We start from the raw sequence: 26133 nt of genomic DNA, 5'->3' as shown, positions 1-26133 counted from the left end.
CCCGGCCAGCTATGGGTAGAAAGCAGTACATGGGCCGCTGCCGCTACACTTCCTGCAACAGCAGCTGCATGCGGCGGATGCCTTCCTCGTTCAGGGGCTTGGTGAAAAATCCTTTTACCTCACGGTGAGCCAGCAGCTTGCTGGAGTCCTCGGGGTTGATGGAGGAAGTAAGAATAAAAATGTTCACGGGGTGAGGGAGGGGTAGTGTAGCGCAGGCATCCAGAAATTCCCAGCCATCCATCAGGGGCATGTCCAAATCTAGCAGGATAAGGTCTGGGAGGGGTGCTTGTTGCTGCAGGCACCCTTGCAGTTGGTCAAAGGCCTGCTGCCCGTTGGTGTAGGTTTGCACCTCACTGCTGAGCAAGTTCTTTTTCACAATTAACTCTGAAATAACGGAGCTAATTCGGTCATTTTCAATGACGTATACTAATTTTGGCGCTTTTGCCACGGGCGGGTGAGACATAATAAGGACGGCAACAAATTCCGAGCCTAAGACGGACGTAGGGTTTCTACCGCCAATAAGATAGTGACCCGCTTATGCAGACCAAGTGCCTATTGGAAAAAGATAACTGCGTAACCCAAGCTGGGAAAAATTCTCGATTCAGGATTAAAAATTTGATAGTTCGTTATTTGTTTGAAACAATGAGGTTATTTTGAGTTTACTACACAATACAAAGAACCACACGGCTCTGTTTAACGCCAAGTAGAAGTATTCTTTTCACAAGAAAAGCTACTGGCGTACCGAACTACGTAGCTGCTTCCGCCTATTTGTTACCCTTTCACCACTAGCTCCTACCCCCATGCCCCTGCAACCATTCTTTGTTCAGCTTTACAAGCAGTTGTAATACAATGAGTTATTTAGAGCAAGAGCTGCGCGCATTACAAGCCTCAGACGAAACCGTTTTTGATTTTATCCAGGAATCAACGCTGGCTGGGCTGTGGTACTGGAACCTGACGGGGGACCAGGAGAAGTGGGCCACTGCCAAATTCTGGCGTAGTCTGGATTATGAGCCCGATGCTCAGTTCAACCAGGCGGCGGCTTGGAAGGCAGCCATTAGCCCCGAGGAGGAAACCGCTACGGCTGAGTACATAGCCACCAGTATTGCCGATAATACCTACTCCTTCGACCAGGTGGTGCAGGCTACCTGCCACGACGGCTCGACGATGTGGCTGCACTGCTGGGGGCTGGTGCTGCGCAACAACCTGGGGCAGCCCCACCGCCTGCTCGGGGTGCTGGTAGACATTACCCGGCAGCGCAACGAGGAAATCAGCGCCCAGGAAGTAGCCGGCCACTACGGGGCAATTCTGGGCAACCAGTCGGTGTACATTATCCGGACCGACGCGCGGGGTAACTACACCTACGTGAACGATTTCTTCTACGAGCGTTTCGGGCTGGACAGCAAAATCATCGGCACCTCATCCCTGATGAGCATTATTGAGGAGGACCGCGCCAAGTGCCTGGTTACGGTGGGCCTGTGCTTTGAAGAGCCCAACGTGCCCCACCAGGTAATTTTGCGCAAGCCCTACCACGACAATGCAGTGAAGTCCAACCACTGGGAGTTCAAGGGGATTGTGGGCAGCAACGGGGAGGTAGTGGAAATTCAGTGCGTGGGCTACGACGTGACGCTGCTGGTAGACAATTTGGAGCGGTCCAAGCAGCTGCTGGCCCTTACCAACCAGCAAAACGCCCGGCTTCAAAACTTCGCCTACATCATTTCCCACAACATCCGCTCGCACTCCGCCAACCTGACGGCCCTGGTAAAATTCCTGCAGAACGCCACGGATGAAGCCCAGGCCACCATGTTTCTGGAGATGCTCAAAACCAGCACCGACAAGCTGGCCGAGACCATCATCAACCTGAATGAGATTGTCACGGTTAATAACATGGGTTTGCAGCCCAAGGAGATGCGCGGCTTGCGCCAGGAAGTAAGCCGCACTCTGGAGGCCATGAATGTTCTGATTCACGAAAGCCAATTAACTGTTACCCTGAACATTCCGGAGGAAGTAACAGTACAGGTAGTACCCGCCTACCTAGACAGCATTCTGCTTAACCTGCTCAGTAACGCCATCAAGTACCGCTCGGCAAGTGCTTCGCCGCAACTAACCCTGGATAGCTACCGCGAGGGCGACTACACCGTACTAAGTGTGGCCGATAACGGGCGAGGCATTGACATGGCCCGCAACCACAACAAGATTTTTGGGATGTACAAAACCTTCCATGACAATGAAGACGCGCGCGGGCTGGGCCTTTTTATTGTGAAGAACCAGATTGAAGCCATGAACGGCAAAATTGAAGTCGCCAGCGAAGTTGGCGTGGGTACTACCTTCAAAGTGTACTTTAGTGAAATTGTTTGAGTTAGTATATGTCATTGAGGACGATTTCATTACGTCCAAAATCACGGAGTTGTATCTGCAGCAGCATGGGGCGTTCAAGCGCGTGCAAAAGTACAAGAACGGGCAGCCCGCCCTGGACGCGCTTCACCGCGCCTCCGACCAGCCCGCCAAACTCCCAGATTTGATTTTGCTAGACCTGAACATGCCCGTCATGGATGGCTGGGAGTTTCTGGATGCTCTTTCGGCCGAGCACTGGCCCAAGCCCGTGCCCGTGTGCGTGCTCACCTCCTCCATTAACCCCGACGACATCAAAAGGGCCACCTCCTACACCGCCGTGCAGGGCTACTTTATCAAGCCCATGGATGCCCACTTGGTTGATGAAATGGTGCAATTGCTGGAGTAGAGAGCCGCGCCACTACCCCAAGCGGCGGAAAGCTAAATGCAGAAAACCATGGAGTTCTGCAGCTCGTCGCCGTCGTAGATGGTAGCAATGCCCACTTTGGTGGGGTGGGGGTCGAGTAGGGTTGCGTTGTGCTTGGGCGAGTTCTGATAGGCGCGCAAAATCTGGCCCTCAATGCTGCGAAGGTTACCGGGCCGCATGCCCCGAAACCGCACGCAGTTCTCGTAGCCGTAGCTTATAAAGCCGCTGGCTTTCTCAAATCGGTGCCCCACAGCCGCCAGTCGCTCCCGCGGCGTGGGTAGAGGGGGTGGTAATGGCCGTGGGTGCGGTGGGTAAGGTTATAGATGGCTTGCAGGCGGGCCGCCCGGCAGGCCGTTTCACTGAGTACCAGGGGTGGCAAGCCGGCCCGCTGACGGTAGGCATTGCACTGCCGGAGCAACTCCCGGGCGGTGTCCACATCGGCCCACTGCTGAACGGGAGCAGCAGTTTCCCGATGCCCGGACCCGACAACGTTACTGAGCGACGTGAAACACGTCAGCAGCAGCACATAAACGTAATTCATGAGGTATTAAAGAAAGAAGATAAGGGGGGCCAGAAGGACTGGAGCCAGCAGCTGAGCAGCCCGCTGACAGCCAGTCATTTGTCCGCCGTTCTGTTAGCAAAAAAGCCCAATCCAGAACCTGAACGGTTATCAGGTTGCAAGTAGTATGCCAGGCCCCAGCTAGGTAGCTAGGCGACGGGCAAGAGCGCCCAAGAATACGCAGCAAGAGCCACCGTATCAGAAGGCAAACTGCACGCCAAGGGTGGTCCAGCGGTGGGCGCGGCCACCCTGAAACTCGGGCGAAATCCACGTTAGCGCACCTTCCAGCCGCACGCCCGAATAGCCTACCCCTACCGTGCCCGTGCCGCGCGCCACGGCCCGGCTAACGGCGGATGTGGGCAGCACGTACGGTGAGCGGCGGTTCAGTAGCCCCCCTTGCAAGGTGGCATTGTATCCCACCAGCCGACCTTCTAGCTGCGCCTGGGCGTAGGCTTGCACCAGTGGCTGCCCCGCGCGATTACCCCGCGAGGCAACACCCAACGACTCAAAAGCCGAGGGCCGCTGCCCTAACCGCACAGTGGCACCCGTTCCGGCGTAGGTGTGCAGCGTGCCTACCGATGCGCTAGCCTGCCCGGTTAGCTCCAAGAAGTGCCCCAGGGCCAGCAGTTGCTTTTCTAGCCGGCCTTCATAGCCCAGCACCAGGTCGGTTTGCACTTGGTAGTCCCAGCCGCGCGGGGTGGGGGCCCCCAGCCATTCGTGCAGTTTGGTTTGAAAGCCTTTGGCTCCCGCGGCCGGCCCTATAAAGCCCACATTCAGGGCGGTAGTTATGAGCAAGCGGCGGGCCGGGTGCCGGGCCACACGCAGCAAATCAGCGTAGATGTAGGAGGCGTAGGGCCGGTCGCCTACCCGAATAAAAGGGTCCTGAATTCGCAGGGGCGTAAACCCGTCGTAGTGCAGCCGGATGCCGTGGTACAAGATACTGCCGCGCGGAACGGGCCCCAGGATTCGGTTTACCGGTGAGTGCTGTAGCGCCGGGCTTACCAGCAGCAAGGTCATGCCCTGGGTGAAGTAGTAGTCCGTACGCAGGAAGGCGTCGTTGGCAAAGGAGTAGGCCAGCAGTCGGTCGGGGCTGGTGCGCGTGCTGTCCGCGCGGTCCTGGGCATAGCCCGCGGCAGGAACTACCAGCAGCACGAGTACACCCAGCAACCAACGCGGCATAACAGGAAAAGGAGAGGATCAGCAAACCTACGTAGCTGCCACTACAAGCGGGTTGGTTGCTGTGGGTGATTACCGCGCAGGTGAAAGTATAATCAGACCTACGTAGTAAAATGGCAGAAGTAACCACTTGGTAATCTGGGTTTTTTACGGGTGCAACCAGGGCAGCCTATTCCTTCCTTCAGCGCTTGCCCTGCTTGGCAACTCTGCCAGTGGGAATACTAGCTGTGGGGTCCGAGCAATTCTGGTTGGGTTACGCAGATGGCCCCGCCAAGCCGCAACTGCCCCGCTACTTTGGAAGGGGGCTGTTGCAGAAAGTGGCGAAAGTCATGTACCAAGTGGCTTTGGTCGTAGTAGCCGTAGTGTTCCAGCAGGGCGCCCCAGTCTGGGGTGGCACCGTGGCGGCCCGGATGCGGCAAGTCGGCCAACACCAATCGGAAACGCAGAAAACGAGCTGCTTCCTTGGCTGAAAAGCCCAAGTATTTCTGGAAGCGCAACTGCACGGCGCGCTCCGAGCGGTGGCTAGCCGCGGCCAGCACTTTGAGCGGATTTAGGTGGGAGCCCGGCGCCAGCAGAGGCAGGTGCGCCAGTAGCTCAGCCTGGGAGGCGTCGGCCGCTCGCAGGTAGGGTAGGCAAAAAGCAGTGAGCATCGACCCAAGCTGAGCCGGGCCGGAGCAAAACCGCAGTTGCTCCCAAAGCTCGGTAAAGCACCGGTGGCCAACCAAGGCATCCGGGTCAGTCAGGCCAGGGCCCAGAGCAACGACGGGAATCTGAAACAAACGGTAGAAGCCTGCCAGGGTGAAGGTAACGGCTAGCACCCGCGCGCCGCCCGCTAGCCGGTACTGCCAAGCCGTTTTCACTGGCCCAAGTAGACCGCTGCCTACCAGCGGATACACCGGGGCCAGGGCCGCACTGGTGATGGGCCACACTTCGGCGCGGCCCGGCCCGAGGTCAAAGAGCAGCACCACCTGAAAAGCGGGTAGCAACGTGCGCACCACGGGCGCCGCCCCGGCTCAGTGGTGAAGAGTACTAGGTGCTGAATAACCTCCCGCAGAGCAGGCGGCGGTAGCATGAAGTGCTCTTGCAGGGAAGAGGAAAGGGCAGACACGGGCGGCTTCGTTTTCTTACAAGTTTACGCGGCAAGGGCCAGAGAGCTTTGTCACAGCTTCTTCCCCTAAGGTAGTACTCGCTTTACTCTCACGAGCGAAACCCTCACGAGCAGACGCTACCCCACTGTTCACTTTTCTACATTCTTACGCTCATGAAGCATTCTTCTGTCTCCGCCCTGTCGGCTGCTGGTGTTGCCCCAACTCTGCTTATTTCCGGTGCTACTGGCACGGTTGGCATCCAACTTGCCCGGCGGTTGGTGGCCCAGGGCGTACCATTCCGGGCCCTGGTCCGCGACGTAAATAGCGCGCCGGCAAAGGCCTTGCAGCAGCTGCCGGGAGCCGAACTGGTGACCGGCGACCTGAACGACCCCGCTAGCGTGGGACGGGCGTTGGTGGGCATGAAGCGGGCCTTCCTACTCACGCCCTCCTCGGCCCAGGCCGAAGCCCAGCAGGTGGCTTTCGTAGAGCAGGCCCGGCTAGCAGGGGTGCAGCACGTGGTCAAGCTTTCTCAGTGGGCGGCCGAGGCGGAGTCGCCGGTGCGGTTTCTGCGCTACCACGCCGTGGTGGAGGCCGCCATCCGGGCCAGCGGCCTCGCGTACACGTTCTTACGCCCCAACCTGTTTATGCAAGGCTTGCTGGCATTTCAGGGTACCATTGCGGCGCAAGGCCAGTTTTTTGCCCCCATTGGGGAGGCGCGGATCAGCGTGGTAGACGTGCGCGACATTGCCGCTGCCGCCGCGGCTGCCCTCACCGAAACCGGCCACGAAAACCGCACCTACGACCTGACCGGTCCCCAGGCCCTCACCCACGCCGACATGGCGTGTGCACTGGCCCTGGCCACCGACCGCCCCGTAACTTTCCTTGATGTGCCCCCGGCGGCCATGCGCGGGGCGCTGCGGGGCCTGGGCATGGATCCCTGGATGGCGGAGGGGTTGGTGGAAGATTACGCCCACTACCACCGCGGAGAAGCGGCCACCGTGGCGCCGGGCGTGCAACAGGCCACCGGCCGCGCCCCGCGTTCCTTTGCCAGCTTCGCCCGCGACTATGCCCCCGCTTTTGGCGCTCCAGCTCCGGTAGTAGCTCCCTAGTAGCGCCTACTCCCGCAGGAATCGGCCGGTCTACCATGCTACCCGCGCCACGGGGTAGGAGGCTGCCGTGCCGGAAGCATGCCGCGAGTTTGCTAGGTGAGTGCTAGGTAGCTGAGGCGGAGCAAGGATGCCGGCAGAAGTGGTAGCTGGTGGTGTGGTGGCATCCTGGGGTGGAAGCAATCTAACCGGGGAAACATCGTTGTATCTTGCGTAACGTCCACGTTCTTCTCGCTTTCCACGTCCTTATGGCTGCTTCAGAACCCTCCGTGTCACCTGTTCGTCCTTCCGCTGCCCGCCTGGAAAAAGCGCGCAAGCGTGACCGGGTGAAGGAAGCGTTTTTCCTGACTCAGAATGTCGTGCGCGGCAACGTACTGCATAACACGGGAGGGGCCTTTCACGTCATGCGGCTGCTGTCCATTCACAAGATGCCCGCCGGCCTGTTGGCTCCTGAGCATCCTTGGGTAACGGGGCTGCTGCCTAACTCGGAAGAACCTATCTGGCCGCGCAACCTCGTGTTTCGTACCCCAGTAGGCACGCAGTGGGCCAAAGCCGACTACGTACCGGAGCCGGATGAAGCCATCGTCGGGAAGGTGGGGCGTTTCTTGGCAGCCATGGTGCGCAAGTCGGTGGCTACGCCGGAAATCCCGCACGGCCCGCAGCGGCGCATGCCCCACGCCATCAACTACCTGCACGGCGCAGTGCACTACAACGGCCTGTCCTTGCTTTTCAACACCTTCGCCGAGGCCATGCAGTACCTAGCCGATACGCGTTTCCGTCAGGAGCTGCGCCGGCTGATTCGTCAGGAAGGGCGCGAAGTCACGCTGGTGTTTCGTGAGCGAAACTACGACCCGCAGGAGTTTGCCTACTTCTCGGCCTTCGTTATGTCGCACTTGCCCTGGTTTGCCAACGTCAACGGGGCGGGGCGCAAGGTCATGTGGGGCAATCCTTCCCCGTACCCGGCCGTGAACATCATCAATGGGGCCTGGGTAGCCGACATTAGCCGCTTGCGTCACGGAGACGCGCTGGGCATCGTGCGCCCGCCCGTGGAGGCAGGCTGCTACTTTCAGGGCGACTACGGCGTGCCCACCCGCGACTTCCATTCCCTGGAGCGCCTGCACGCCTACCTGATCAACCAGTGGGTACGACGCCGGGGCTTTCGCGGCGGACTTTACTTTGTGGACCGGCGGCGCATTGAGCCCGAGCGCTACCAACAGTACCTGGCATCAGATGGGCAGCAGTGGACCGGCAATCAGCCCCTGCCAAACCCTCTGCGTCAGCGCTGGTTGCGCTGGCGAGCTAAGCGCAAGCCGGGCCAGCCCTGAGCTACCCCAGCTTGGCCCCGAAAACCTGCCAGTTGCCTGCGGCTCGGCCTTGGCAGGTGGCTGCGCTGGTAGTTAGTGTTAATTTGTTTTATTTAACTGCTTGTAAGATAATAGCTTGCCAACTGTAGCGGCTGGCGGAAGTATTACCGTAGCGTGACTTTTTCTCCGCTTCTGGCGGCTTTGTAAATGGCGTCCAGCACGCGCAGGTCTTTTCGTCCTTCTTCCCCAGAAATGTGAGCCGGCAAGGGCTTGTCTTCCAGTAAGTAAGGAGCAATTCCATCGAGCTGGGCAGCTTGTTGATTAAGCACGGGAAAGTTGAATGCGCCCTGGCTGCTCTTGCCCTGGAATGGGCCGTAGCTCAGGCCCGGGCTCAACTCAAAGGAGCCGTTATCGGCCGAGGCAAAAAACCGGTCAATGTTGCACGTAGAGGTGGTAGTAGAAGTACACACGGCCCCGCTGGGGAACGTTAGCTGCCAGCTGATGGACTCCTCTACCTCCTTGAATAGCTCCGGCATGGTAACGGGCCCGAATTGCGCCGTAACGGCCACCGGCTCCTCCCCAAGCACGTAGCGGCTGCTTTGCACGCAGTACACTCCCAGGTTCATGAGTGGGCCGCCGCCGGCCAAGGCTTTCTTCAGGTGCCAGTCGTCGGGGCTGATACCGGCCAGCCGGTACCCCAGGGAGGACTCAATCAGGCGGACTTGCCCAAACACCTTTTCCTGGCCCAGCCGTTTGATTTCCTGGTGGTGGGGCTCGTAGTGCAGGCGGTAGCCCACTGCTAGTTGCACTCCGGCCTTCTTGCAGGCCGCTATCATTTCCTGACAATCCTGTTCGGTCAGGGCCATGGGCTTCTCGACAATCACGTGCTTACCGGCCCGGGCCGCCCGCAACGTAAACTCCTTGTGCAGGGCGTTGGGTAGAGTAATGTACACGGCGTCAATAGCTTTGTTGGTCAGAATCTTATCAAAGTTCTGGTAGGAGTATACATTCTTCTCGGGGATGCGGTGGTCGGTGCGCCACGCGGCGGCCTTGGCCGGGGTACCCGTAACGATTCCGGCCAGCTGGCAATACTGCGACGCCGCCAAGCCCTCCCGCACCAGGTTTGCGTACCGACCCAGCCCGCAGAGGGCCACTTGGAGCTTTTTGCCGGCATACAGCGGAGCCTGCTTCTCCGCAGAAAACGCAACAGAAGGCAAGAACGCCGCGGCGCTTACCCCTACACCAAGCTGCTCAACAAACCTGCGCCGGGATACTTTTTTCATGGGACTGGGGAGGGAATAGGGGAACGACCAACGAGTGAAATGGGCCAACGTCACCTTCGCTTGGGCATGGTAGCGAAGTGAATAGCGGGCGAGTAACGCACTACCGCCGGGTTAAGGTATGGAAGGTGAGGTGAACTACGCAGCAATGTGCCCCGCCCAATTATTCCACCCTCTGATTTCTGCCGGTGCGCTTAGGTGTGGCGGCAGTTTGTGTGCTAGAAGCAGCGGTTTGTGTAGGCCGCCCGGCAGTAGCCCGCCCGACCTTTGCCAGGCAAACAAACCACATACTCCTACTAATCTTCTTACTAATGAACAGCGTTGCACAAGTTGCCCTGGGCCGTCAAGGCCTGCACGTGTCAGTCCAGGGGCTGGGCTGCATGGGCATGTCGAACTTTGCGGGCGGCACTATCTACGGCACCCCCAACGATGCGGAAAGCATTGCTACTATTCACCGCGCCCAGGAATTGGGCGTCACCATGCTCGACACGGCCGATGTGTACGGCCCGTTCGCCAACGAGCGGCTGGTGGGCCAGGCCATTGCCGGCCGCCGGGCGCAGTACACAGTGGCCACCAAGTTTGGGTTTGCCATGGGCGCCGATGGAAACTGGAACGGGCGCTACAATGGCCGGCCTGAGTACGTGCGCACCTCCATTGAGCGCTCCTAGCGCAACCTGGGCACCGAGTACGTGGACCTCTACTACCTGCACCGCCTCGACCCAGAAACGCCCATTGAAGAAACCGTAGGCGCCATGAGCCGCCTCGTGGAGGAAGGCAAAGTCCGCTACCTGGGCCTCTCCGAAGTATCCGCAGACATCCTGCGGCGGGCACACGCCGTGCACCCCATCACAGCCCTGGAAACCGAATACTCCCTCTTCGATAGGGGCGTGGAAGAAAACGGGGTGCTACGCGCTACCCAGGAAATGGGCATTGGCTTCGTAGGCTATTCGCCGCTGGGCCGGGGTTTTCTGTCGGGTACCATCAAGACTCCGGACGACTTCGAACCCACCGACTCGCGCCGGTTTTTTCCGCGCTACCAGGGCGAGAATTTCCACAAAAACCTGGAGCTGGTAAACACCCTCCACACCCTGGCGGCGGCCAAGGGCGTGAGTGCGGCGCAGCTGGCCCTGGCGTGGGTGCTGGCCCAAGGGGTAGTGGCTATTCCTGGTACCAAGCGCCGCCCGTATCTGGAAGCGAATGTAGCCGCCACCAGCATCCAACTCAGCCCCGCCGAGCTGGCCGAGCTGGATGCGGTGCTACCCGTGGGTAGCGTCGTTGGCGGAGCTTACCCCGAAGGCATGTAAATTGGGGCAGCGGGCCGGCCGTGTCCTTGTGCGACTTTTGTATTATTCGTTTCTGTGTACTTCCGCATGAAGCCATCCTCCCAAGCGTTTCAGGTGCTAGCCACGGTTACGGACTACACCCGGTTGTACGGTTTGCCGGCACCGGCGCATCCGCTGCTCACGCTCATTGACTTGCGGCGGAGTCGGGAGCTGGGGCAAGCGGCTGGCGCGCCGCCCGTAACGGCACCCGTTATTCTGCAGTTCTACTCCGTTTTCCTGAAACGGGGCCTGAACGGGCCGCTGTACTACGGGCACCAGCCCTACGATTTCAGCGAAGGTGTGCTGGGCTTTTCGGCTCCCGGCCAAGTGTTTCGCGTAGATGAGAGCCTGGATATTTCGGGGGTTAGCGGGTGGATGCTGCTGTTTCACCCGGACCTGCTGGCCCGCTACCCCCTGGGCCAGCGCATAGCCGACTATACTTTCTTTTCCTACGATGTACACGAGGCCCTGCACCTGTCAGCTCAGGAAGAACAAAGCCTCGACAGCCTGCTGCACAGCCTCAAGCTAGAGCACGAGCGGCCCATTGACGCCTTCAGTCAAGATGTGCTGGTTTCGCAGCTGGAAGTGCTGCTCAACTATGCCAACCGCTACTACCACCGCCAGTTCCTGACCCGGCGCACCCCGGCGCACGATTTGCTAACCCGTTTCGAAGCCCTGCTAGGGGCCTACTTTGCGCCCGGCAACCAACTACCCTTGCCTACGGTGCACTACTTCGCCGAGGCCCTGCACGTGTCGCCCGCTTACCTGGGCGACATGCTGCGGACCCTAACCGGGCAGACTACCCAGCAGCACATCCATCACCGCCTGATTGAGAAAGCCAAACAACTGCTGCTCACCACCTCCCTGACCGTGAACGAAACTGCCTTTCAGCTGGGCTTCGAGTATCCGCACTATTTCAGTCGGCTGTTCAAAAGCAAAACCGGCCTGAGCCCGGCCGCCTTCCGCTTCTCGGCCCAGTAAGCTGTGTGGGTACCGCAGCTTGGGTATATTGTGTTGATATAAACTGAGTTGCGGGCTAATAATTATGCGTGCCGCTTTGACTAAGTAGCTTGCAACGTGGTGCACTGCTCCCCACCGGCACGCTGGTCTAGTTTAATCCAACCTTGCCTTTCATAGACTCAAGTAGTTTGCCCGAGTCAAAGCCGACGCCTTCTTTGAACACGATTTCCATGCGCCGAACCTGCTGAATGTCCTGCTCCGGGTCGCCACTGAGCAGCACCAGATCCGCCTGCTTACCCGTCTCAATCGTGCCTATTTCCTTGTCCCGGTTTAGGTAGCGGGCTCCGTTCAGGGTACTGATTTTAATGGCTTCAACCGCCGTGAAACCAGCTTCTACCAGTAGCTCCAGCTGCCGCCGGTTGGCGTACCCGGCAATGGTACGTCCGGCCCCGGTAGGGTCGGTGCCCGCCACCAGCAAACCGCCGGCATCATAGAACTGCTTTTCCCAGGCCATTTCCTTTTTAAACAGGCGTACGCTGGCCGTATCGCGCCGCTGGTTCTGCTGCCAGGTAGCCGTTTCGCGCTCCTGCAGCTGCGGAATCAGTGCCTCCAAACCACCGCCCAGCACTACCTCGCGGTTGGTGTAGGGCTCGAAAACGGGCAGGGTGGAGGTAAGCGCGACTTTTTTGCTGACCAGCAGCCGGATCAGGTCCTGCATGGCCGGGCTGTTCACCGGTAGCTGCAGCAACGACTGACGCCCGGCGGGATAATCTGCCACATCAACTGCCTTGTTGGGTACAAAATCCGTGCTGGCCATAAACCCGTGCTCCAGGTTATCAATGCCAAGCTCCGCGGCCTCCCGATACGTAATGGAGCACAGGTGCCCGGTTACCTTGAGGTGGCGGGCATGGGCCTCGCGCACCACGGCGGCCAGGTCGGCGCGCGTGGCGTGCATGTACATCTTAAAGGAGGTACAGCCTTTATTGGCCCAGAAAACCGTGGACGCGGCCGCATCGTCGGGGCCGTTGATGGTGTTCAGGGCCGGAATATCCAAGCCCGGCTCTTCCATGTAAGGAGCCGTTACGTCCATTTCGGGACCAATGAGCTTGCCCTCCCGAATCATGCGCTGAATGGCCAGGTCGGTTTGCGGCTCAATGCTGCCCGCCGTGCGAATGGTAGTAGCCCCGCCAGCTAAATACAGCCGAGGAAAGGAGTAGGGCATCTGGGCAATGTTGAAGTAGCCGCCCGCCGGCATGGTGTAATACAGGTGCTCATGCAGCATTACCAGGCCCGGAATCAGGGTTTTGCCCGCGCAATTGATTACCTGAGCATCAACGGGAACCTTCACCTTCTTCACCGGACCTACCTGCACAATGCGCCCGCCTTGCACTAGCACGGTTTGGTGCAGCCGCGCCGGGCTACCGGTACCATCAATCACCTTGGCATCAACCAAGGCAATGGAAGGGCTACTTACCTTGATAAACTCCCGGACCTGCGGGGTAAACTGCTGGGCCCGGCCGGGCATAGTGGCCGCAAGAAGCAGCCACGCGCCTAGCAAACAGCGCAAACGGATAGAGAAAGGCAGCATCAGGTTGGTAGACAAGGGTAGTAGGTAGGCTGCAAGATAAGAGAACGGCTGGCCGCTGCCCTCACCTCCAACACCGACTAAGCTTACTACCTGCCTAAGGGCTTCCGAGCTTTGGGTAACGCCTTGTTTGCGGGTACTTTTTCGAAGCGCAAGGGTTTGGTAAATGGAAGTACAACCTCCAAGCCGGTTACCCGGTGCTGGGCATCTTGCAGCACTGTGAAGTCGAATTTGTCGCGGCCGGTATCGTGGGTAGTTAGCGCCGTGAAGTGGTGGTTGTGGTGGTGCTGGGCAAATCCTTGAAAGCCGTAATACTGAAAATGCAGCTGATTAGCAGCGGGTTGGGTAAGCGTGATAGTGCCATAAGCCGGATGTACATATTCACCAGTGCAGGCCGGGAGCAGGGCCAAAGCCGTTTTGTCCTGGATGGGTAAAGGAGTGAGCAGTTCTTTGACATTGGCCTTGTTAGCCTTGGCAATAACAAACTGCTCGAAATCAGTCATTCTTGCATAGTTGTCATCCACGAAAATATTTGTGGCATAACGGATTAGCAGGTTTTGTAGCTCCGTCTGTTGGTTGCACATGATGACGATGCCGAACCCGTTTTGTGGCATCAATAAAATGCGGCTGCTTTGGCCGGCCGTTCGGCCATCGTGGTAAATGATGTTTCGCTTGGTGTCAACATCCCAGCCAATGCCGTAGAATATTTCCTCGGCGGCATTGCGCACGGTTAGGGGGCTGGTCAGGTAGGCAAACTGCTGGGGCGAGAGGAAGGGCTGGGAGCCGAGCGCGCCCTTGTTCACCAACATACTTAGCCAAGTGGCCATGTCGGTAATGGTGGAGCTGATGCTGCCGGCCGCGCCGCTGGCATCTAGGTTGGTGTGGGGCACTATAGTTTTGCCGTCGTTGCGGTAGCTGAGGGTATGCTCCGCATACTGCAGGAACTCCTGGGAGGTAGCAAACGACGCGTGCATGCCCAGGGGCTGAAAGATTCGGCGCCGGACTAGCTCTTCCCAGGGGGTAGCGGTGGCTCGCTCTGCCAGAATGCCGGCCACCATATACAGCAGATTATTGTAAAGAAACTTCTCCCGGAAAGTGCCATTAAAGCTCAGAAAGGGAAGTTTCGTTAGTACTTCCTTTCCGGTAAATGCCGGCCCGTAGAGCAGGTAGTAGTGTTGGTCGAGCCCGACTCGGTGGGTGAAGATATCTTGGAGGGTAGCGTTTTGGGTGGCGTAGGCATCTGCCAGCGTGAATTCGGGCAAGTGCCGGCGGACTTTATCATCCCAACTCAATACGCCTTCCTGCACCAGCTGAGCGGCAATCACCCCGGCAAAGGCCTTGGTACAGGAGCCGATTTCAAATAGCGTGTTGTCGGTGACCGGCAACTGTTTGGCTACGTCGCGGTAGCCCAGGCCGCCCTTGTACACCAGTTTTTTGTCGTGCAGAATGGCAATGGCCATGCCGGGGTTGTGCGCCTGCTGCCGAAGCGAATCAGTTAGCTTCAGGAAGTAAGCTAGCTTTTGCTCCACAGTTTTGCCAGCCGGCAACCGAGCCCCCGCCCGGCCTGGGCTCGGTTCAGGCCATCCTATTTCCGCCGCTTGGGTTGGAGAGGCGAACAGGGCCAGCGTGCAGAGCAGCCCAAGTAGTACTGCTAGGTACCGGGGCTGCCAGCTGCGGCAGGCAACGGTTTGGTTTGCGCGGGCGGGCAGGGGTAGTAAAAAAAACGGGGTCGTTAGTTGGCTCAGTGGGGAATAGCACATGGCTCCTTACGTTTACATGACCTGGTAGTGGCGCCAGGCCCAGCAAAAGTGAGAAGCCACATCCGCCGCCGCGACGGACTAAAAAAGTCGAACCATTTATTTTCCTACCTACACCGTTCGACTTTGGCGAAGAGGCGTTCGACTTTTTGCAACTGATTTTTAATCAGATATTTAAAATCGAGCGCGGCGCTGAGCCAGCCTCGGTTACGTGGCCTGCGGAGGCTGCACCTAGGCCGTGCGGTACTGGGTTGGAGTTAGGCCAGTGTGCTTTTTGAAGGAGGTGTTAAAGGAGGATTTCGAGTTGAAGCCAACCGCGTAGAGCACCTCCAGGACTGTCACTTTGCCCTGGGCCGGGTCTTTCAGCAGGTGCCGGGCCTTGGTGATGCGGTACTTATTCACGAAGTCGAAGAAGTGCTGATTTAGATGGTGATTAATTAACCAGGACAGTTCGCGCACGGGCATGTTGACCTGCCGGGCCAACTCTTGCACGGTTAGCTCCGCATTGAGGTAGGGCTCTGCCTGCTCCATGTAAGCCCGGAGTCGGGTAATCTGGGCCTCGATTTCTGGGCTCTGAGCGGCTGGCCCAGTAGCTGGGGTTGGGCACGGGGCCTCTGCCAAGGGCTTGATGGTTGAATCGATGCTGCGAAAAAGCTCGGGGTGGTGCAGGGCCTTGAGTACGCACCAGCACATCATGGCTGTGGCATTGAGCCCCACCCACACTTCCATGCCGGTGAACAGCTCCTGGTAGGCGGTAAAGCGCAAAGCTTGTTTTACCAGTACCAGAACGTGCAAAAACGTCAGGATCAGGGTTAAACGAAACAACCAGCGGTAGGTGATGCTGGAGGGGTTAGCGTAATTCTCCGCGTAGGTACGCCGGTAGCGCCGCAGGGTGCGAAAGGCGGCAACGGTATAGAACCCGAATTGCAAATGCCCTAGTACCCGGCTAAAGATAATTTCGGGCATTGCCTCGAACTGGTGCAGAAACGCTGTTTGAGTCTCGAAATCGGCTAGATAAAACCGCGGCAGCAGTACAAGGGTAAGGAGGCCGAAGGGTAGCAGGTGCCACCAGTGCTTGGCCCGGAACCGGAAATCAGCGTAACAAACTGCCAACACATACAGGTAGTAGGCGGGGTTGATTAGCGTGTTCAGGGTGATTTTAAACAGGAGCACTGCCGGGTAGCGCTGCAAAAAATCGTTCAGAAACCAGGAGCTGATATCGGCTGCATTCAGCAGGATAAACGCACTGAACAGCACATTGCTCAGGCGGTTTTTCGTGCTGACAGTCAGTAGAAACACGGCCAGTAAACACGAAATAAAGACAGCCAGTAAACTGATAAGCTGGATCAGACTTGTATCGTGCATAAGTGAGGGGTAGGGAGGCAAGCTACCAAGATATTCAAATCAGCGACTGTTACGATCTTTTTCACGCCCCTCTCATAGCGGCTACCGGGCCTGTGGCGGCAGCAACCGTTACCTAGCTCTTCGCTTGATTTGCCTAGTTCTAGCTTTGCGGCCCGGCCGGAGCAGCAGCCCGCAACAGGGGGGCCACGCGCGTACCAAGCAACTCAATGGCGCGCAGCAGGCTGTCGTGGGGCAAGGTAGCCACGTCCATCTGGAAGGTGACCCGCGAAATGCCGCCCAGCGCTTCACTGTGGCGCAGAATCTTGGCCGCTACTTCCTCGGGGCTACCAACCAGCAAGGCTCCCAGCGGGCCCGCCTGGGCCATAAACTGCGCCTGCGTTACGGGGGAGCCGCCCCGCTCCCGGGCCCGACTGGTAAACGTGCGGGCATAGCCCGGATAAAACTCTTGCTGAGCTTGTTCGGTTGTGAGGGCCACGTAGCCTAAGGAGTGCAGGCCCACCTGCAACTGCTCGGCCGAGTGGCCGGCCCGCCTTCCTGCTTCCCGGTACAAATCAACCAGGGGGCGGAAGCAGTGCGTTTCACCCCCAATAACCGCCACCATCAGGGGCAGGCCCAGCGTACCGGCGCGCGCAAAGGATTGGGGCGTACCTCCCACGCCCACCCACACGGGCAGCGGCTGTTGCAGGGGCGCGGATAGATGCCCTGCCCCGTCAGGGCGGGCCGAAACCGGCCAGACCAGTGCACGCGCTCCTGGGCCCGGATGGCGAGCAACAGATCAAGCTTTTCGGTAAATAAGGCGTCGTAGTCGTCGAGGTCGAAGCCAAAGAGCGGGAAGGCTTCAATGGAAGAGCCCCGGCCCACCACCAGCTCGGCCCGTCCCTGGGAAAGAAGGTCGAGGGTAGCAAACTGTTGGAACACCCGCACCGGGTCTGCCGCGCTGAGCACCGTAACGGCGCTGGTCAGGCGAATGCGCCGGGTGCGGGCGGCGGCCGCGGCCAGAATAACCGCCGTTGCCGAGTCAAGGTACTCCGGCCGGTGATGCTCCCCAATACCAAATACGTCCAGACCCACCTGATCGGCCCGCTCAATCCGGTCGAGCAGCTGCCCCATTGCTTCGGAGCGAGTAAGGGTAGTGCCGGTCCCGTTGTCTAGAAGGGCGGCCGCGAAACTGTCGATTCCTACTTGCATAAAGCTGTTGTTGAGGTTACTAAGTGCGCTACACCGCAACTAGCAGCGGGAGCAGTAGAGGGGTAGGGCCGCGCACAAACTACGCCCGCCCTACGGAGGCAAGTATTACCCAGGAGGCTTGGGTAGGCCCCGTTGGCGTGCGGAGGCAAGGTCACGTAGCCGCTGATTTTGCTCCCGGACCAAGCGTCGGTGCTTGGCTTGCCCCACCACCTGCGCCCGTAGATGCCGGTGTGCCCCGAGAATAAATACGCTACCACGCAGGTCAGGCCCAGGTACACCCCGGCCTGGGCGCCAAACAGCTCCAGCCCCATGAAGGTACAGGCCAGCGGCGTGTTAGCTGCTCCCGCAAACACGGCCACAAAACCCATGGCGGCCAGCAGGGCCACGGGCAGCGGCAACACCACCGCCAGGGCTGAGCCCAGGGTCGCTCCAATAAAAAACAACGGCGTAACCTCTCCGCCCTTGAAGCCGCACCCCAAAGTGAGGGCCGTCAGCGCCAGTTTGAGCAGGAAGTCTTGGGGTGGAAGCGGGGTCCGGAAAGCAGCCACAAGGGTAGGAATGCCCAGGCCGATATACTTGGTTGTACCAAGCGCAGCCACGGCCAGCGCCACCAGCAAGCCGCCCAGAGCGGGCCGCAGCGGAGGGTAGGAAATCTGGGCAAACCAGCGGCTAACCAGATGCGTGAGGGCGGCGAAGCTGCGGGCCACAAGGCCAAACAGTAGCCCGCAGCCGGCAGTCAGCAAGAGATTTAGGGCGGTGACCCCCCGGTTTCCAACTGCGGGTACGGGGTGTGACCCACGCCCCAAGCGCGCGTAACCAGGTCGGCAAGGATGGCGGCCAGAAAGCTCGGCCCAATGGCCTCATACCGGATGGCGCCAATCAGAAAAACCTCCAGCCCGAACAAGGCCCCCGCCAGGGGCGTGCCGAACACCGAGGCAAACCCGGCACTGATACCCGCAATCAGCAGAATTTTACGGTCGCGGGGGCGCAAGCCGAGCAGGCGCGTGAGTTGGTCGGCCAGGGTACCGCCTAGCTGAACCGCGGTGCCTTCGCGCCCGGCCGAGCCGCCGAACAAGTGCGTGGCCAGCGTCCCGAATAGCACGAGCGGCGCCATGCGCAGCGGTATCACCCGCCGTGGGTTATGAATTTCCTCCAGAAGCAGGTTGTTGCCGCTACCTACCTGCTGCCCCCAGTAGTGGTAGGTAGCCCCCACCAGGAAGCCCCCGGCGGGAAGCAGCCAGATAACAGCGGGGTGCGCCTCTCGCCATGCCGTAACGTAATCAAGGGCCAGCAGAAAGAAGGCCGAAGCCGAACCCACCAACAGGCCCACGACAGCGCAGATCAGCCCCCACCGGCCCAGAAACAGCAGTTGCTGCAGCGGCTCCTGGGGTAGGGCAGCCCTCACAAACGAGAAGCGGGATTGAAAAGGAGCCACAAACAGGTGAAAAATGCTGCCAACGCCCCAGTTCAGAAGCGGTCCGCCTGGAAGTTGGGCCTGCAGCTGGCGTTTCGTCGAAAGCGCGAGCCGCAGGCCCAACGCTAACAAGGAAGGCAATGCGTGCGAAACGAAAACCGAAAGAGCCTAACCTGCCTACCCGGCCGTGGGGTAGGCGGCCCTGAGCACAAAGGCGTTGAACAGCTTAGCGGCCGAAATCGTCCTGAACGCGCACAATATCGTTTTCGTCGGAAGGCTGGCTGGCATCGGTGTGCTGCCATATCTCGGCAATGGTGCCCCAGCCATCGAGGCCAATGAGGCGGTGCCGCTCGCCTTGCTGCAGGGTAATTTGCTCGCCCGGGCCGTAGGTTTTCAACTCGCCTTCCTCATCAGTCGGGCTGGTGATGATGCCCACCGTGCCTTCTACTACCCGCCAGATTTCGGCGCGGCGGTAATGATACTGCCACGAGAGGCGCTGATGCGGAGCTACCAACAGCACTTTCGGACTTAGCTTGCCCGAAATGCGTAAGTCATCCACCGACAGGCCGTCGAAATACGTGTCGGCGAATTGCTGGGCCTGGTTTTCATCGATAACGAAGAAGCCACCCCAGGGGCGCGTCTGGTCTCGTTGGGTAATGCCAAAGCCCTGCTGCTGGAGCTGCGCTTCAATCTGCTCAAATACCTGTGGTTTGGACAGTTCAGAGCTCATACGCGGAGTAAAAGAAATAAGAAAGTAAAAGCAAAAACAAGCTCGGCAGCAGCGGCTTAGCGTGCCGGCTGCGGCTCCTGCGAACGGTGCAGGGAGGAAGTGCGGATAATAAGCTCGGGCTTTAGAATGAGGTGGGGCGGTTCGTAGGCCGGGCCGCGCTTGAGCAGCTGCAGAAACAGGCGCACGGCCGTTTCGCCCATTTGCTCCGCCCGCTGGTCTACTACCGTCAGGTGGGGCTCCGTCATGGTAGTGAAGGGCTCGTTGCTGAAGCAGGCCAAGGCAATGTCCTGGGGTACGCGCACGGGTTTCTCCCGCAACACTTCCAGGGCCCCAACGGAGGGAATGGCGTAGGCGGCAAACACCCCGTCTAGGTCCGGCACTAGGGCCAGCAGGTGTTGCATGGCCAGGCGGCCGGCGTCGTGGGTTAAGGCCGGCAGGGAATACACGTGCTGCTCATCGAAGGGTAGGCCGTGAGCCTCCAGGGCAGCTTTATAGCCTAAAAAACGGTTGCGGCTGGTGTTCAGGTGCTGCGGACCGGCCAGATGGGCAATGCGGGTGCAGCCCTGCTCAATTAGGTGGCGTACGGCCTGGTAGGCCCCCTGAAAGTCATCGAGCACCACGGCCATGCTGCGAGGCAAATCCGGGGCCCGGTCAAAGAATACCAGCGGCGTGCCTTGCCGCCGGACCTGCTCAAAGTGCTGCACCTGGTCGAGGGTAGTAGCCGACACCGACATCAGAATGCCTTCTACCTGGGCCGCCAGCAGGGTTTCAATATTACGCTGCTCGCGCCGGACGTCTTCGTTGGACTGGCACAGCAGCACGTTGAAGCCTTCGCGGGTGGCTACCTTCTCAATGCCATTCATAACGGCCGGAAAAAAGTAGCCCTTGATGTGGGGCACAATGACGCCGAGAGTTTTGCTGTGGCCCTTGCGCAGGGCCGCGGCCAGTTGGTTGGGGCGGTAGTTCAGCTCCTGGGCCAGGCGCCGCACCCGCTCTTTGGTGGCTTCCCCAATATCCCGGTGGTCGGCCAGGGCCCTTGAGACGGTGGATGTGGACAGGTTCAGCTGCTGGGCTAAGTCTCGAAGGGAAGTTTGCTGCTTTTTAACGGCCATAAAGTGGTGCCTTCACAGAGAACAGGCGGTGCTCCCGTGGCAAGTAACAACCCAGACGGCAAGTGAGCCACAAAAAACTTGTAAACCCGCAAAAAGCTCCAGCCGGGCCCGCCCCTCGTTGCTCCGTAGCCTGGGTAGCGCAGCAGCACGCACACCCCAGGTAATTGCGCGCGTTACTCTAAACTTAAGGCCTTCAGCACCCGCTCCTGATCCGATAAATCACCCACCAGCTGACGAACCAAGCCCGGCCGTTTTTTCACTAGGCAGGGAATACCAAGCAGGCCTTCCTGGCCGGCACGCTCGGGATGTTCATTCAGGTCAACCACATCCAGGGTATGCCGGCCCGAGAGATAATGCGCGCATATGCGCTGAATATTGGCTAGGGCGCGCAAGGACTTGGCGGTGCTACCCACCACAAATAGGTGCAACTCGTATTCCAATTCAACCAAGGGAAGGTCTTGTCCGGCAGAAACAGGGAAAGGTACCATATACAAGACGCACGCTAACAAATACAGCCAAAGAGAGTACGGCTCAGGAAGCCAGCCCCGAAAACCTGCAAAAGGTGGCTTATCCCTTTGGCGCTCCGCAACGAAACTACCCGGGCTTTTACGCGTCTGCCCGCCATAAGGATAACCTTACGGCGGGCAGCGCTTACATATAGCCAGTAATGGGAGGCTACCTAACCGGGTACTATTACAGTTTTCGCACCCAAATGTTGCGGTAGCTGATGGGCTCACTTTTGTCGCCGTGCGCCTGGAGCTTGATGGGAGTGGGACCGTGGGCTTGTTGGTAGCTGGGCTGCCCGATGTAAAGCGTTGGCCCCGAAAGCGCCACGTTATGCTGCACCACTACCCCGTTGAAGAGCACCGTCACGCGGGCTGGCGCCTGCACCGAGCCATCGGCCTTAAAAACGGGAGCTGTCCAAAGTACATCGTAGCTCTGCCACTCGCCGGGCTTGCGGGCGGGGTTGGCCAGGGGCACGTGCTGCTTGTAGATGCTACCGGCCATGCCGTTCACGTAGGTTTTGTTCTGGTAGGAGTCCAGAATCTGTAGCTCGTAGCCTAGGTCGCCCTTGCCTAGGGAAGCCAGAAACACGCCGCTGTTGCCGCGCACTTGGCCGGTGCCTTCAATGGTAGCCGGAATGCGCCATTCCAGGTGCAGCTGGTAATTAGTGAAAGTCTGTTTGGTTTCGATGTTGCCGTTGGCCTTGTCCACCGTCAGCAACCCGCCCGCTACCTTCCATTTGGCCGGCGCAGCGCGGTTTTCCGTTGACACCCACTGGCTTAGGTCTTTGCCATTAAATAGCACCAGGGCGTCAGCGGGTGGCGGCGGGAAACTGGGAGTAGCCGCTACGCTCTTTGGCACGGGCTCCCACACTTCGGTGGCTTCGGGTTTGCCGGTTTGTTGGGCCTGAGTCATGAGGGGAGTGCTAAGCAGAAACGCAGAAACGAGGACAGCAGGCTTCATAGAAAGCAGGGCAGGTAGGAAATCGATGGAAGTCAGTTGAACGGGTCATTCCGAGCGTAGCGAGGAATCTGGATTTATCTCCTGAAATATGAACCCAGATTCCTCGCTACGCTCGGAATGACATTATACATCACACAGCTGAATGGCTTGGCGCAGGGAGGCCAGCTTATCGGCTTGCTGGGGCATGAACTCCTGGGCGACGTACCCTTGGAAGCCGGTGGCTTTGATGGCGCGCATAATGGCCGGGTAATTTAGCTCCTGGCTGTCCCCGATTTCGTGGCGGCCCGGCACGCCGGCCGTGTGGTAGTGGGCAATGTAGGGGTGGTACTCCGTGAGGGTGCGAATCACGTCGCCCTCATTGATTTGCATGTGGTAGATGTCGTAGAGCAGCTTAAAGTTTTCGGAGCCCAGGCGCTTGGCCAGCTCCACGCCCCAAGCGGTTCGGTCGCACTGGTAGTCTTTGTGGTCGATTTTGCTGTTGAGCAGCTCCATGACCAGCACTACCTTGTGCTGGGCGGCCAGCTTCACTAGGGGCTGCAGGCCCCGCACGCAGTTCGTCCAACCGGCTTCATCCGAAAGGCCCCGGCGGCTGCCGCTAAAGCAAATCAAGTTAGTGTAGCCGGCCTGGGCTACCCGCGGAATCATCTCGGCGTACTGCTTCTGTAGCTGGGCGTGAAACCGTGGGTCGTTGAAGCCGTCGGTAAGGTTGATTTCGGCCCCGTTGCACATGGGCGAGTCGAGGCCGTATTTCTTCAGCGTCGGCCACTCCTTCGGCCCCACCAGGTCAATCCCCTGGATGCCCATTTCCTTGGCGGCTGCGCAAAGCTGCTCCAGGGGCAGGTCCTGGAAGCACCAGCGGCACACGGAGTGCTTGAAGCTGTTTTTCAAGGTAGTAGGCGGTTGGGCTCGTCGGTCATCGGGGGCGCAGGCACTGGCAATACCCAGGGTTCCGACGGCGGCCGTGGTAGTGAGCAGACCTTTAAGTGCAGAGCGGCGGTTCCAGGTGCTCATGGGGCTAGGTAGCTTGGGTTGCCAAGGTGGGAGCCGCATCAACGGAGGCCTGTTCAGTGGCCTGGGGCTGGGCGCGGTCCTTGAACATGAGCAGGAACAGCAGCACTACACCTCCCGCAATGGCGGCCGGAATCAGCCAGATCATGCGCCAGTCGTGGGTGCCGCCGGGGGTCTGGTAGCTGTCGAAGATGCGGCCCGAAAGCAGGGTGCCGATGAGCATGCCTACCCCGTAGGTAGCCAGGGTGATAAAACCCTGGGCCGAGCTTTTAAACCGTTCCCCGGCCAGGTTATCGGTGTAAATCTGGCCCGTTACGAAGAAAAAGTCGTAGCAGATACCGTGCAGCACAATGCCTATAATCAGCATCCAGTAGTTGCTTTCGGCGTTGCCGTAGGCAAAGAATACGTAGCGCAACACCCAGGCCAGCATGCCAATGGCCAGCATTTTCTTCACGCCCAGGCGGCTGAAAAACACCGGAATCAAGAGCATAAACAGCAGTTCCGATACTTGCCCCAAGCTCTGCACGCCGGCGGCGGCTTTCATGCCTACTTCGTTCAGGAAGGGGTTGGTGAAGCCGTAGTAAAAGGCCAGCGGAATGCAGATGGCAATGGAGGCCAGAAAGAAGATAAGGTAGGAGCGGTTCTTCAGCAAGCCGATGGCATCTAGGCCCAGCATATCGCCCAGGGAGCTGGCTTGACCGCGCTTTACGGGCGGGGTAGCGGGCAGCGTAAAGCTGAACACCCCCAGCAGGGCCGAAGCGCCGGCCGCCATCAGGAAGGTAGCCTGCAGGCTACCGCTCTGCTCCCAATTCAGCCACCCAATAGTTAGGCCGGCTACAATCCAGCCCAATGTACCCAGCACCCGGATGGTGGCAAACTCCTTCTGCGGATTCTGCATCTGCCGAAACGCAATGGAGTTGACCAGGGCCAGCGTGGGCATATACAGAATCATGTAGGTCAGGATGCTCGGGTAGAAAGAGCTGAAGTCGGGGGCCGTGGAGGCGCGCCAGAGCAGCAGGGCGCCGGCCAGGTGCAGCACCCCGAGAATCTTCTGGGCCGAGAAAAACCGGTCGGCAATCAGCCCGATGATAAACGGCGCCACAATGGCCCCAATGGACTGGGTCAGAAACGCAACCCCTACTTGCGTGCCGGAGGCACTTAGGTTGCGCAGCAAATAGGTCCCCAGCGTCACGAACCACGCGCCCCAGATGAAAAACTCCAGGAACATCATGATGGACAGCTTAATCCGGGTAGTGGTATTCATAAGCGGTGGGAATAGGGGAAGGTGGGCTTGAATGGGGCGACAAACCGCTTTGTAAGTGGACCAAAGGATTTGTCCTGCTTACAGCATCACGGTAGTTGTCCTGCTTGATCTGGGTAAGCGTAGCAAATCGTTGCTTGCTCCTATAGACTACTTCAGACTCAGGATATAACGCACCATTTCCTCGGCGTCGGCTTTGGACAGGCCGGGGTGCGGGGTCATGGCGATGTCGCCCCAGTTGCCTTTGCCGCCGGTTATGACCTTGCCGGCCAGCATGCTGACGTTGGCGGCCGTGGCGGGGTATTTTTCGGCTACGGCCTTGTAGGCGGGCCCGAGCAGCTTCTCGTTTTCGCGGTGGCAACCCGTGCAGTCGGCGCCCTCAATCAGCTTGGCTCCTTTGGCTACCGCGCCCCCGGTTGGGGCCGTGCCGATTTTGGTGGAGTTGGTATCTATCTGGGGCTGATGGGCCACGGCCGTTACGTTGGAGCCGGTGGTGCTGTCGGTGTCCAGCGTTTCTTCGGTATCGGCCAGGGTATAGTCTTCCTTGGCAGCAGGCTTTTCGGAACCAGAGCCGCAGGCGGCCAGGCTAGCGCAGAAGCTGAGGAGTAGAATGGCGTTTTTCATGGAAAGGAATCAGGGTAGTTAGAGACCAAGCAGGGTTTTGTTGCGGGCTTCATCGGTGCCAGCCGCCGCAAAATCGTCAAAGGCTTTGTCCGTGACGCGGATAATATGGTTCTGGATGAACGTGGCCCCTTCGCGGGCCCCATCTTCGGGGTGTTTCAGGGCGCATTCCCACTCCAGCACGGCCCAGCCAGGGAAGTCGTAGGCGGCCATTTTGCTGAAAACGGCTTTGAAATCGACCTGCCCGTCGCCGAGGGAGCGGAAGCGGCCGGCCCGGTCGAGCCAGCTCTGGTAGCCCCCGTACACGCCCTGGCGGCCCGTGGGGTTAAACTCGGCATCCTTGACGTGGAAGGCCCGAATTCGCTCGTGGTAAATGTCAATGTACTCGAGGTAGTCCAGGCACTGGAGCACGAAGTGGGAGGGGTCGTAGAGCAGGCAGGCGCGCGGATGCTGCTGCACTTTGTCGAGAAACATTTCGTAGCTGATGCCGTCGTGCAGGTCCTCGCCGGCGTGCACCTCGTAGCACACGTCCACGCCGCACGCATCGAAAGTGTTCAGGATGGGTAGCCAGCGCCGGGCCAGCTCCGTGAAACCAGTTTCGACGATGCCGGCCGGGCGCTGGGGCCAGGGGTAAACCATGGGCCAAAGCAGGGCCCCGCTGAAGGTGGCGTGGGCCGTCAGTCCCAGGTTTTGGGAAGCTTTGGCGGCGTATTTGAGCTGTTGCACGGCCCACTCCTGGCGGGCTTGGGGGTTGCCCCGCACCACTTCCGGCGCGAAGCCGTCGAACAGTTGATCGTAGGCGGGGTTCACGGCCACCAACTGGCCTTGCAGGTGGGTAGAAAGCTCGGTGATTTCTAGCCCCGCCGCCTGCACTTTGCCCTTTAGCTCGTCGGCGTAGATTTTGCTCTCGGCGGCCAGCTGCAGGTCGATAAAGCGGCTGTCTAGGGTCGGGAGTTGTACTCCTTTAAAGCCCAGGCTACTAGCCCACTGGCAGATGGACTCCAAGCTGTTGAATGGGGGCTGATCGGAAATGAACTGCGCCAAGAAAATAGCAGGTCCCTTGATGGTTTTCATG

22 protein-coding genes and 3 pseudogenes are annotated in these 26133 nt (G+C 59.2%); 6 read left to right on the top strand and 19 right to left on the bottom strand.

Features of this window, described 5'->3' with window-relative positions; all coding sequences use genetic code 11:
- Positions 1–43: 43 nt before the first annotated feature.
- Positions 44–463 carry a response regulator gene (locus MUN84_RS03705; protein WP_262920635.1) on the bottom strand — a complete coding sequence of 140 codons (420 nt, stop codon included), beginning with the start codon at positions 461–463 and terminating at the stop codon, positions 44–46.
- Positions 464–849: 386 nt separating this feature from the next.
- On the opposite strand from MUN84_RS03705, the gene MUN84_RS03700 reads away from it, so the two are divergent.
- The gene (locus tag MUN84_RS03700; RefSeq protein ID WP_244696701.1) at positions 850–2355 is read left to right on the top strand and encodes a sensor histidine kinase; all 1506 of its coding nucleotides are present in this window, start codon (positions 850–852) and stop codon (positions 2353–2355) included.
- Positions 2342–2737: a response regulator gene (locus tag MUN84_RS03695; RefSeq protein WP_244696700.1), complete on the top strand. Its 396-nt coding sequence runs from the start codon at positions 2342–2344 to the stop codon at positions 2735–2737. The genes MUN84_RS03700 and MUN84_RS03695 overlap by 14 nt, the downstream gene beginning before the upstream one ends.
- Positions 2738–2769: 32 nt before the next feature.
- Here MUN84_RS03695 and MUN84_RS03690 read toward each other — a convergent pair whose 3' ends face one another.
- The 4 genes from MUN84_RS03690 to MUN84_RS03675 all read right to left on the bottom strand — a co-directional run bounded on the left by MUN84_RS03690 (position 2770) and on the right by MUN84_RS03675 (position 5488).
- Positions 2770–3006, bottom strand: coding sequence for a hypothetical protein (locus MUN84_RS03690; protein WP_244696699.1), 237 nt, complete (start codon positions 3004–3006; stop codon positions 2770–2772).
- Positions 2970–3296 (bottom strand): CAP domain-containing protein, encoded by a 327-nt coding sequence (locus MUN84_RS03685; protein ID WP_244696698.1) that lies wholly within the window; start codon positions 3294–3296, stop codon positions 2970–2972. Before MUN84_RS03685 ends, MUN84_RS03690 begins: the two co-directional genes overlap by 37 nt.
- Before the next feature lie 216 nt (positions 3297–3512).
- Positions 3513–4493: a lipid A deacylase LpxR family protein gene (locus tag MUN84_RS03680; protein ID WP_244696697.1), complete on the bottom strand. Its 981-nt coding sequence runs from the start codon at positions 4491–4493 to the stop codon at positions 3513–3515.
- A 218-nt stretch (positions 4494–4711) separates the two neighbouring features.
- Entirely contained in the window at positions 4712–5488 is a 777-nt protein-coding gene (locus MUN84_RS03675; RefSeq protein ID WP_244696696.1) for a helix-turn-helix domain-containing protein, read from the bottom strand.
- A gap of 263 nt (positions 5489–5751) precedes the next feature.
- Between MUN84_RS03675 and MUN84_RS03670 the strand changes: the two genes are divergently transcribed.
- Together MUN84_RS03670 and MUN84_RS03665 are read left to right on the top strand one after the other, a co-directional pair.
- Positions 5752–6687, top strand: a complete 936-nt coding sequence (locus tag MUN84_RS03670) for an SDR family oxidoreductase (RefSeq protein WP_244696695.1) — start codon at positions 5752–5754, stop codon at positions 6685–6687.
- Positions 6688–6932: 245 nt separating this feature from the next.
- Entirely contained in the window at positions 6933–8009 is a 1077-nt protein-coding gene (locus MUN84_RS03665) for a hypothetical protein (RefSeq protein WP_244696694.1), read from the top strand.
- A gap of 143 nt (positions 8010–8152) precedes the next feature.
- Here MUN84_RS03665 and MUN84_RS03660 read toward each other — a convergent pair whose 3' ends face one another.
- Complete coding sequence (locus MUN84_RS03660; RefSeq protein ID WP_244696693.1) at positions 8153–9271, bottom strand: Gfo/Idh/MocA family protein; 1119 nt, start codon at positions 9269–9271, stop codon at positions 8153–8155.
- A gap of 308 nt (positions 9272–9579) precedes the next feature.
- On the opposite strand from MUN84_RS03660, the pseudogene MUN84_RS03655 reads away from it, so the two are divergent.
- Together MUN84_RS03655 and MUN84_RS03650 are read left to right on the top strand one after the other, a co-directional pair.
- Positions 9580–10572: pseudogene (locus tag MUN84_RS03655) on the top strand (aldo/keto reductase).
- A 66-nt stretch (positions 10573–10638) separates the two neighbouring features.
- On the top strand, positions 10639–11571 hold the full coding sequence (locus MUN84_RS03650) for a helix-turn-helix domain-containing protein (protein WP_244696692.1): 933 nt from the start codon (positions 10639–10641) through the stop codon (positions 11569–11571).
- A 127-nt stretch (positions 11572–11698) separates the two neighbouring features.
- Here the strand turns inward: MUN84_RS03650 and MUN84_RS03645 are convergent, their stop codons facing one another.
- The 13 genes and pseudogenes from MUN84_RS03645 to MUN84_RS03585 all read right to left on the bottom strand — a co-directional run bounded on the left by MUN84_RS03645 (position 11699) and on the right by MUN84_RS03585 (position 26132).
- The gene (locus MUN84_RS03645; protein WP_244696691.1) at positions 11699–13153 is read right to left on the bottom strand and encodes an amidohydrolase family protein; all 1455 of its coding nucleotides are present in this window, start codon (positions 13151–13153) and stop codon (positions 11699–11701) included.
- 71 nt (positions 13154–13224) lie between these two features.
- The gene (locus MUN84_RS03640; protein ID WP_244696690.1) at positions 13225–14664 is read right to left on the bottom strand and encodes a serine hydrolase domain-containing protein; all 1440 of its coding nucleotides are present in this window, start codon (positions 14662–14664) and stop codon (positions 13225–13227) included.
- Positions 14665–15123: 459 nt separating this feature from the next.
- Positions 15124–16257, bottom strand: coding sequence for a helix-turn-helix domain-containing protein (locus MUN84_RS03635; RefSeq protein WP_244696689.1), 1134 nt, complete (start codon positions 16255–16257; stop codon positions 15124–15126).
- Positions 16258–16396: 139 nt separating this feature from the next.
- Positions 16397–17445 (bottom strand): annotated as a pseudogene (locus MUN84_RS03630) (Atu2307/SP_0267 family LLM class monooxygenase).
- A pseudogene (locus MUN84_RS03625) lies at positions 17436–18658 on the bottom strand (chloride channel protein). Before MUN84_RS03625 ends, MUN84_RS03630 begins: the two co-directional pseudogenes overlap by 10 nt.
- Positions 18659–19085: 427 nt before the next feature.
- Positions 19086–19589 carry a phosphoheptose isomerase gene (locus tag MUN84_RS03620; RefSeq protein ID WP_244696688.1) on the bottom strand — a complete coding sequence of 168 codons (504 nt, stop codon included), beginning with the start codon at positions 19587–19589 and terminating at the stop codon, positions 19086–19088.
- Positions 19590–19645: 56 nt separating this feature from the next.
- Complete coding sequence (locus MUN84_RS03615; protein WP_244696687.1) at positions 19646–20701, bottom strand: LacI family DNA-binding transcriptional regulator; 1056 nt, start codon at positions 20699–20701, stop codon at positions 19646–19648.
- A 173-nt stretch (positions 20702–20874) separates the two neighbouring features.
- Positions 20875–21150, bottom strand: a complete 276-nt coding sequence (locus MUN84_RS03610) for a circadian clock KaiB family protein (RefSeq protein ID WP_244696686.1) — start codon at positions 21148–21150, stop codon at positions 20875–20877.
- 244 nt (positions 21151–21394) lie between these two features.
- Positions 21395–22168: a DUF1080 domain-containing protein gene (locus MUN84_RS03605; RefSeq protein WP_244696685.1), complete on the bottom strand. Its 774-nt coding sequence runs from the start codon at positions 22166–22168 to the stop codon at positions 21395–21397.
- 123 nt (positions 22169–22291) lie between these two features.
- A complete protein-coding gene (locus MUN84_RS03600) occupies positions 22292–23179 on the bottom strand; it encodes a hydroxypyruvate isomerase family protein (RefSeq protein ID WP_244696684.1) in 888 nt (295 codons plus the stop codon).
- A 4-nt stretch (positions 23180–23183) separates the two neighbouring features.
- The gene (locus MUN84_RS03595) at positions 23184–24440 is read right to left on the bottom strand and encodes a nucleoside permease (RefSeq protein WP_244696683.1); all 1257 of its coding nucleotides are present in this window, start codon (positions 24438–24440) and stop codon (positions 23184–23186) included.
- Between the two features lie 147 nt (positions 24441–24587).
- Positions 24588–25061, bottom strand: a complete 474-nt coding sequence (locus MUN84_RS03590) for a c-type cytochrome (protein WP_244696682.1) — start codon at positions 25059–25061, stop codon at positions 24588–24590.
- An 18-nt stretch (positions 25062–25079) separates the two neighbouring features.
- Positions 25080–26132, bottom strand: coding sequence for a sugar phosphate isomerase/epimerase family protein (locus MUN84_RS03585; protein WP_244696681.1), 1053 nt, complete (start codon positions 26130–26132; stop codon positions 25080–25082).
- Position 26133 lies beyond the last annotated feature (1 nt).

The sequence above is a fragment of the Hymenobacter sp. 5516J-16 genome (genome assembly GCF_022919335.1).
Classification (GTDB): domain Bacteria; phylum Bacteroidota; class Bacteroidia; order Cytophagales; family Hymenobacteraceae; genus Hymenobacter; species Hymenobacter sublimis.
Note: the sequence above shows the minus strand (reverse complement) of the source record. Positions and strands in the feature narration are given on the sequence as shown.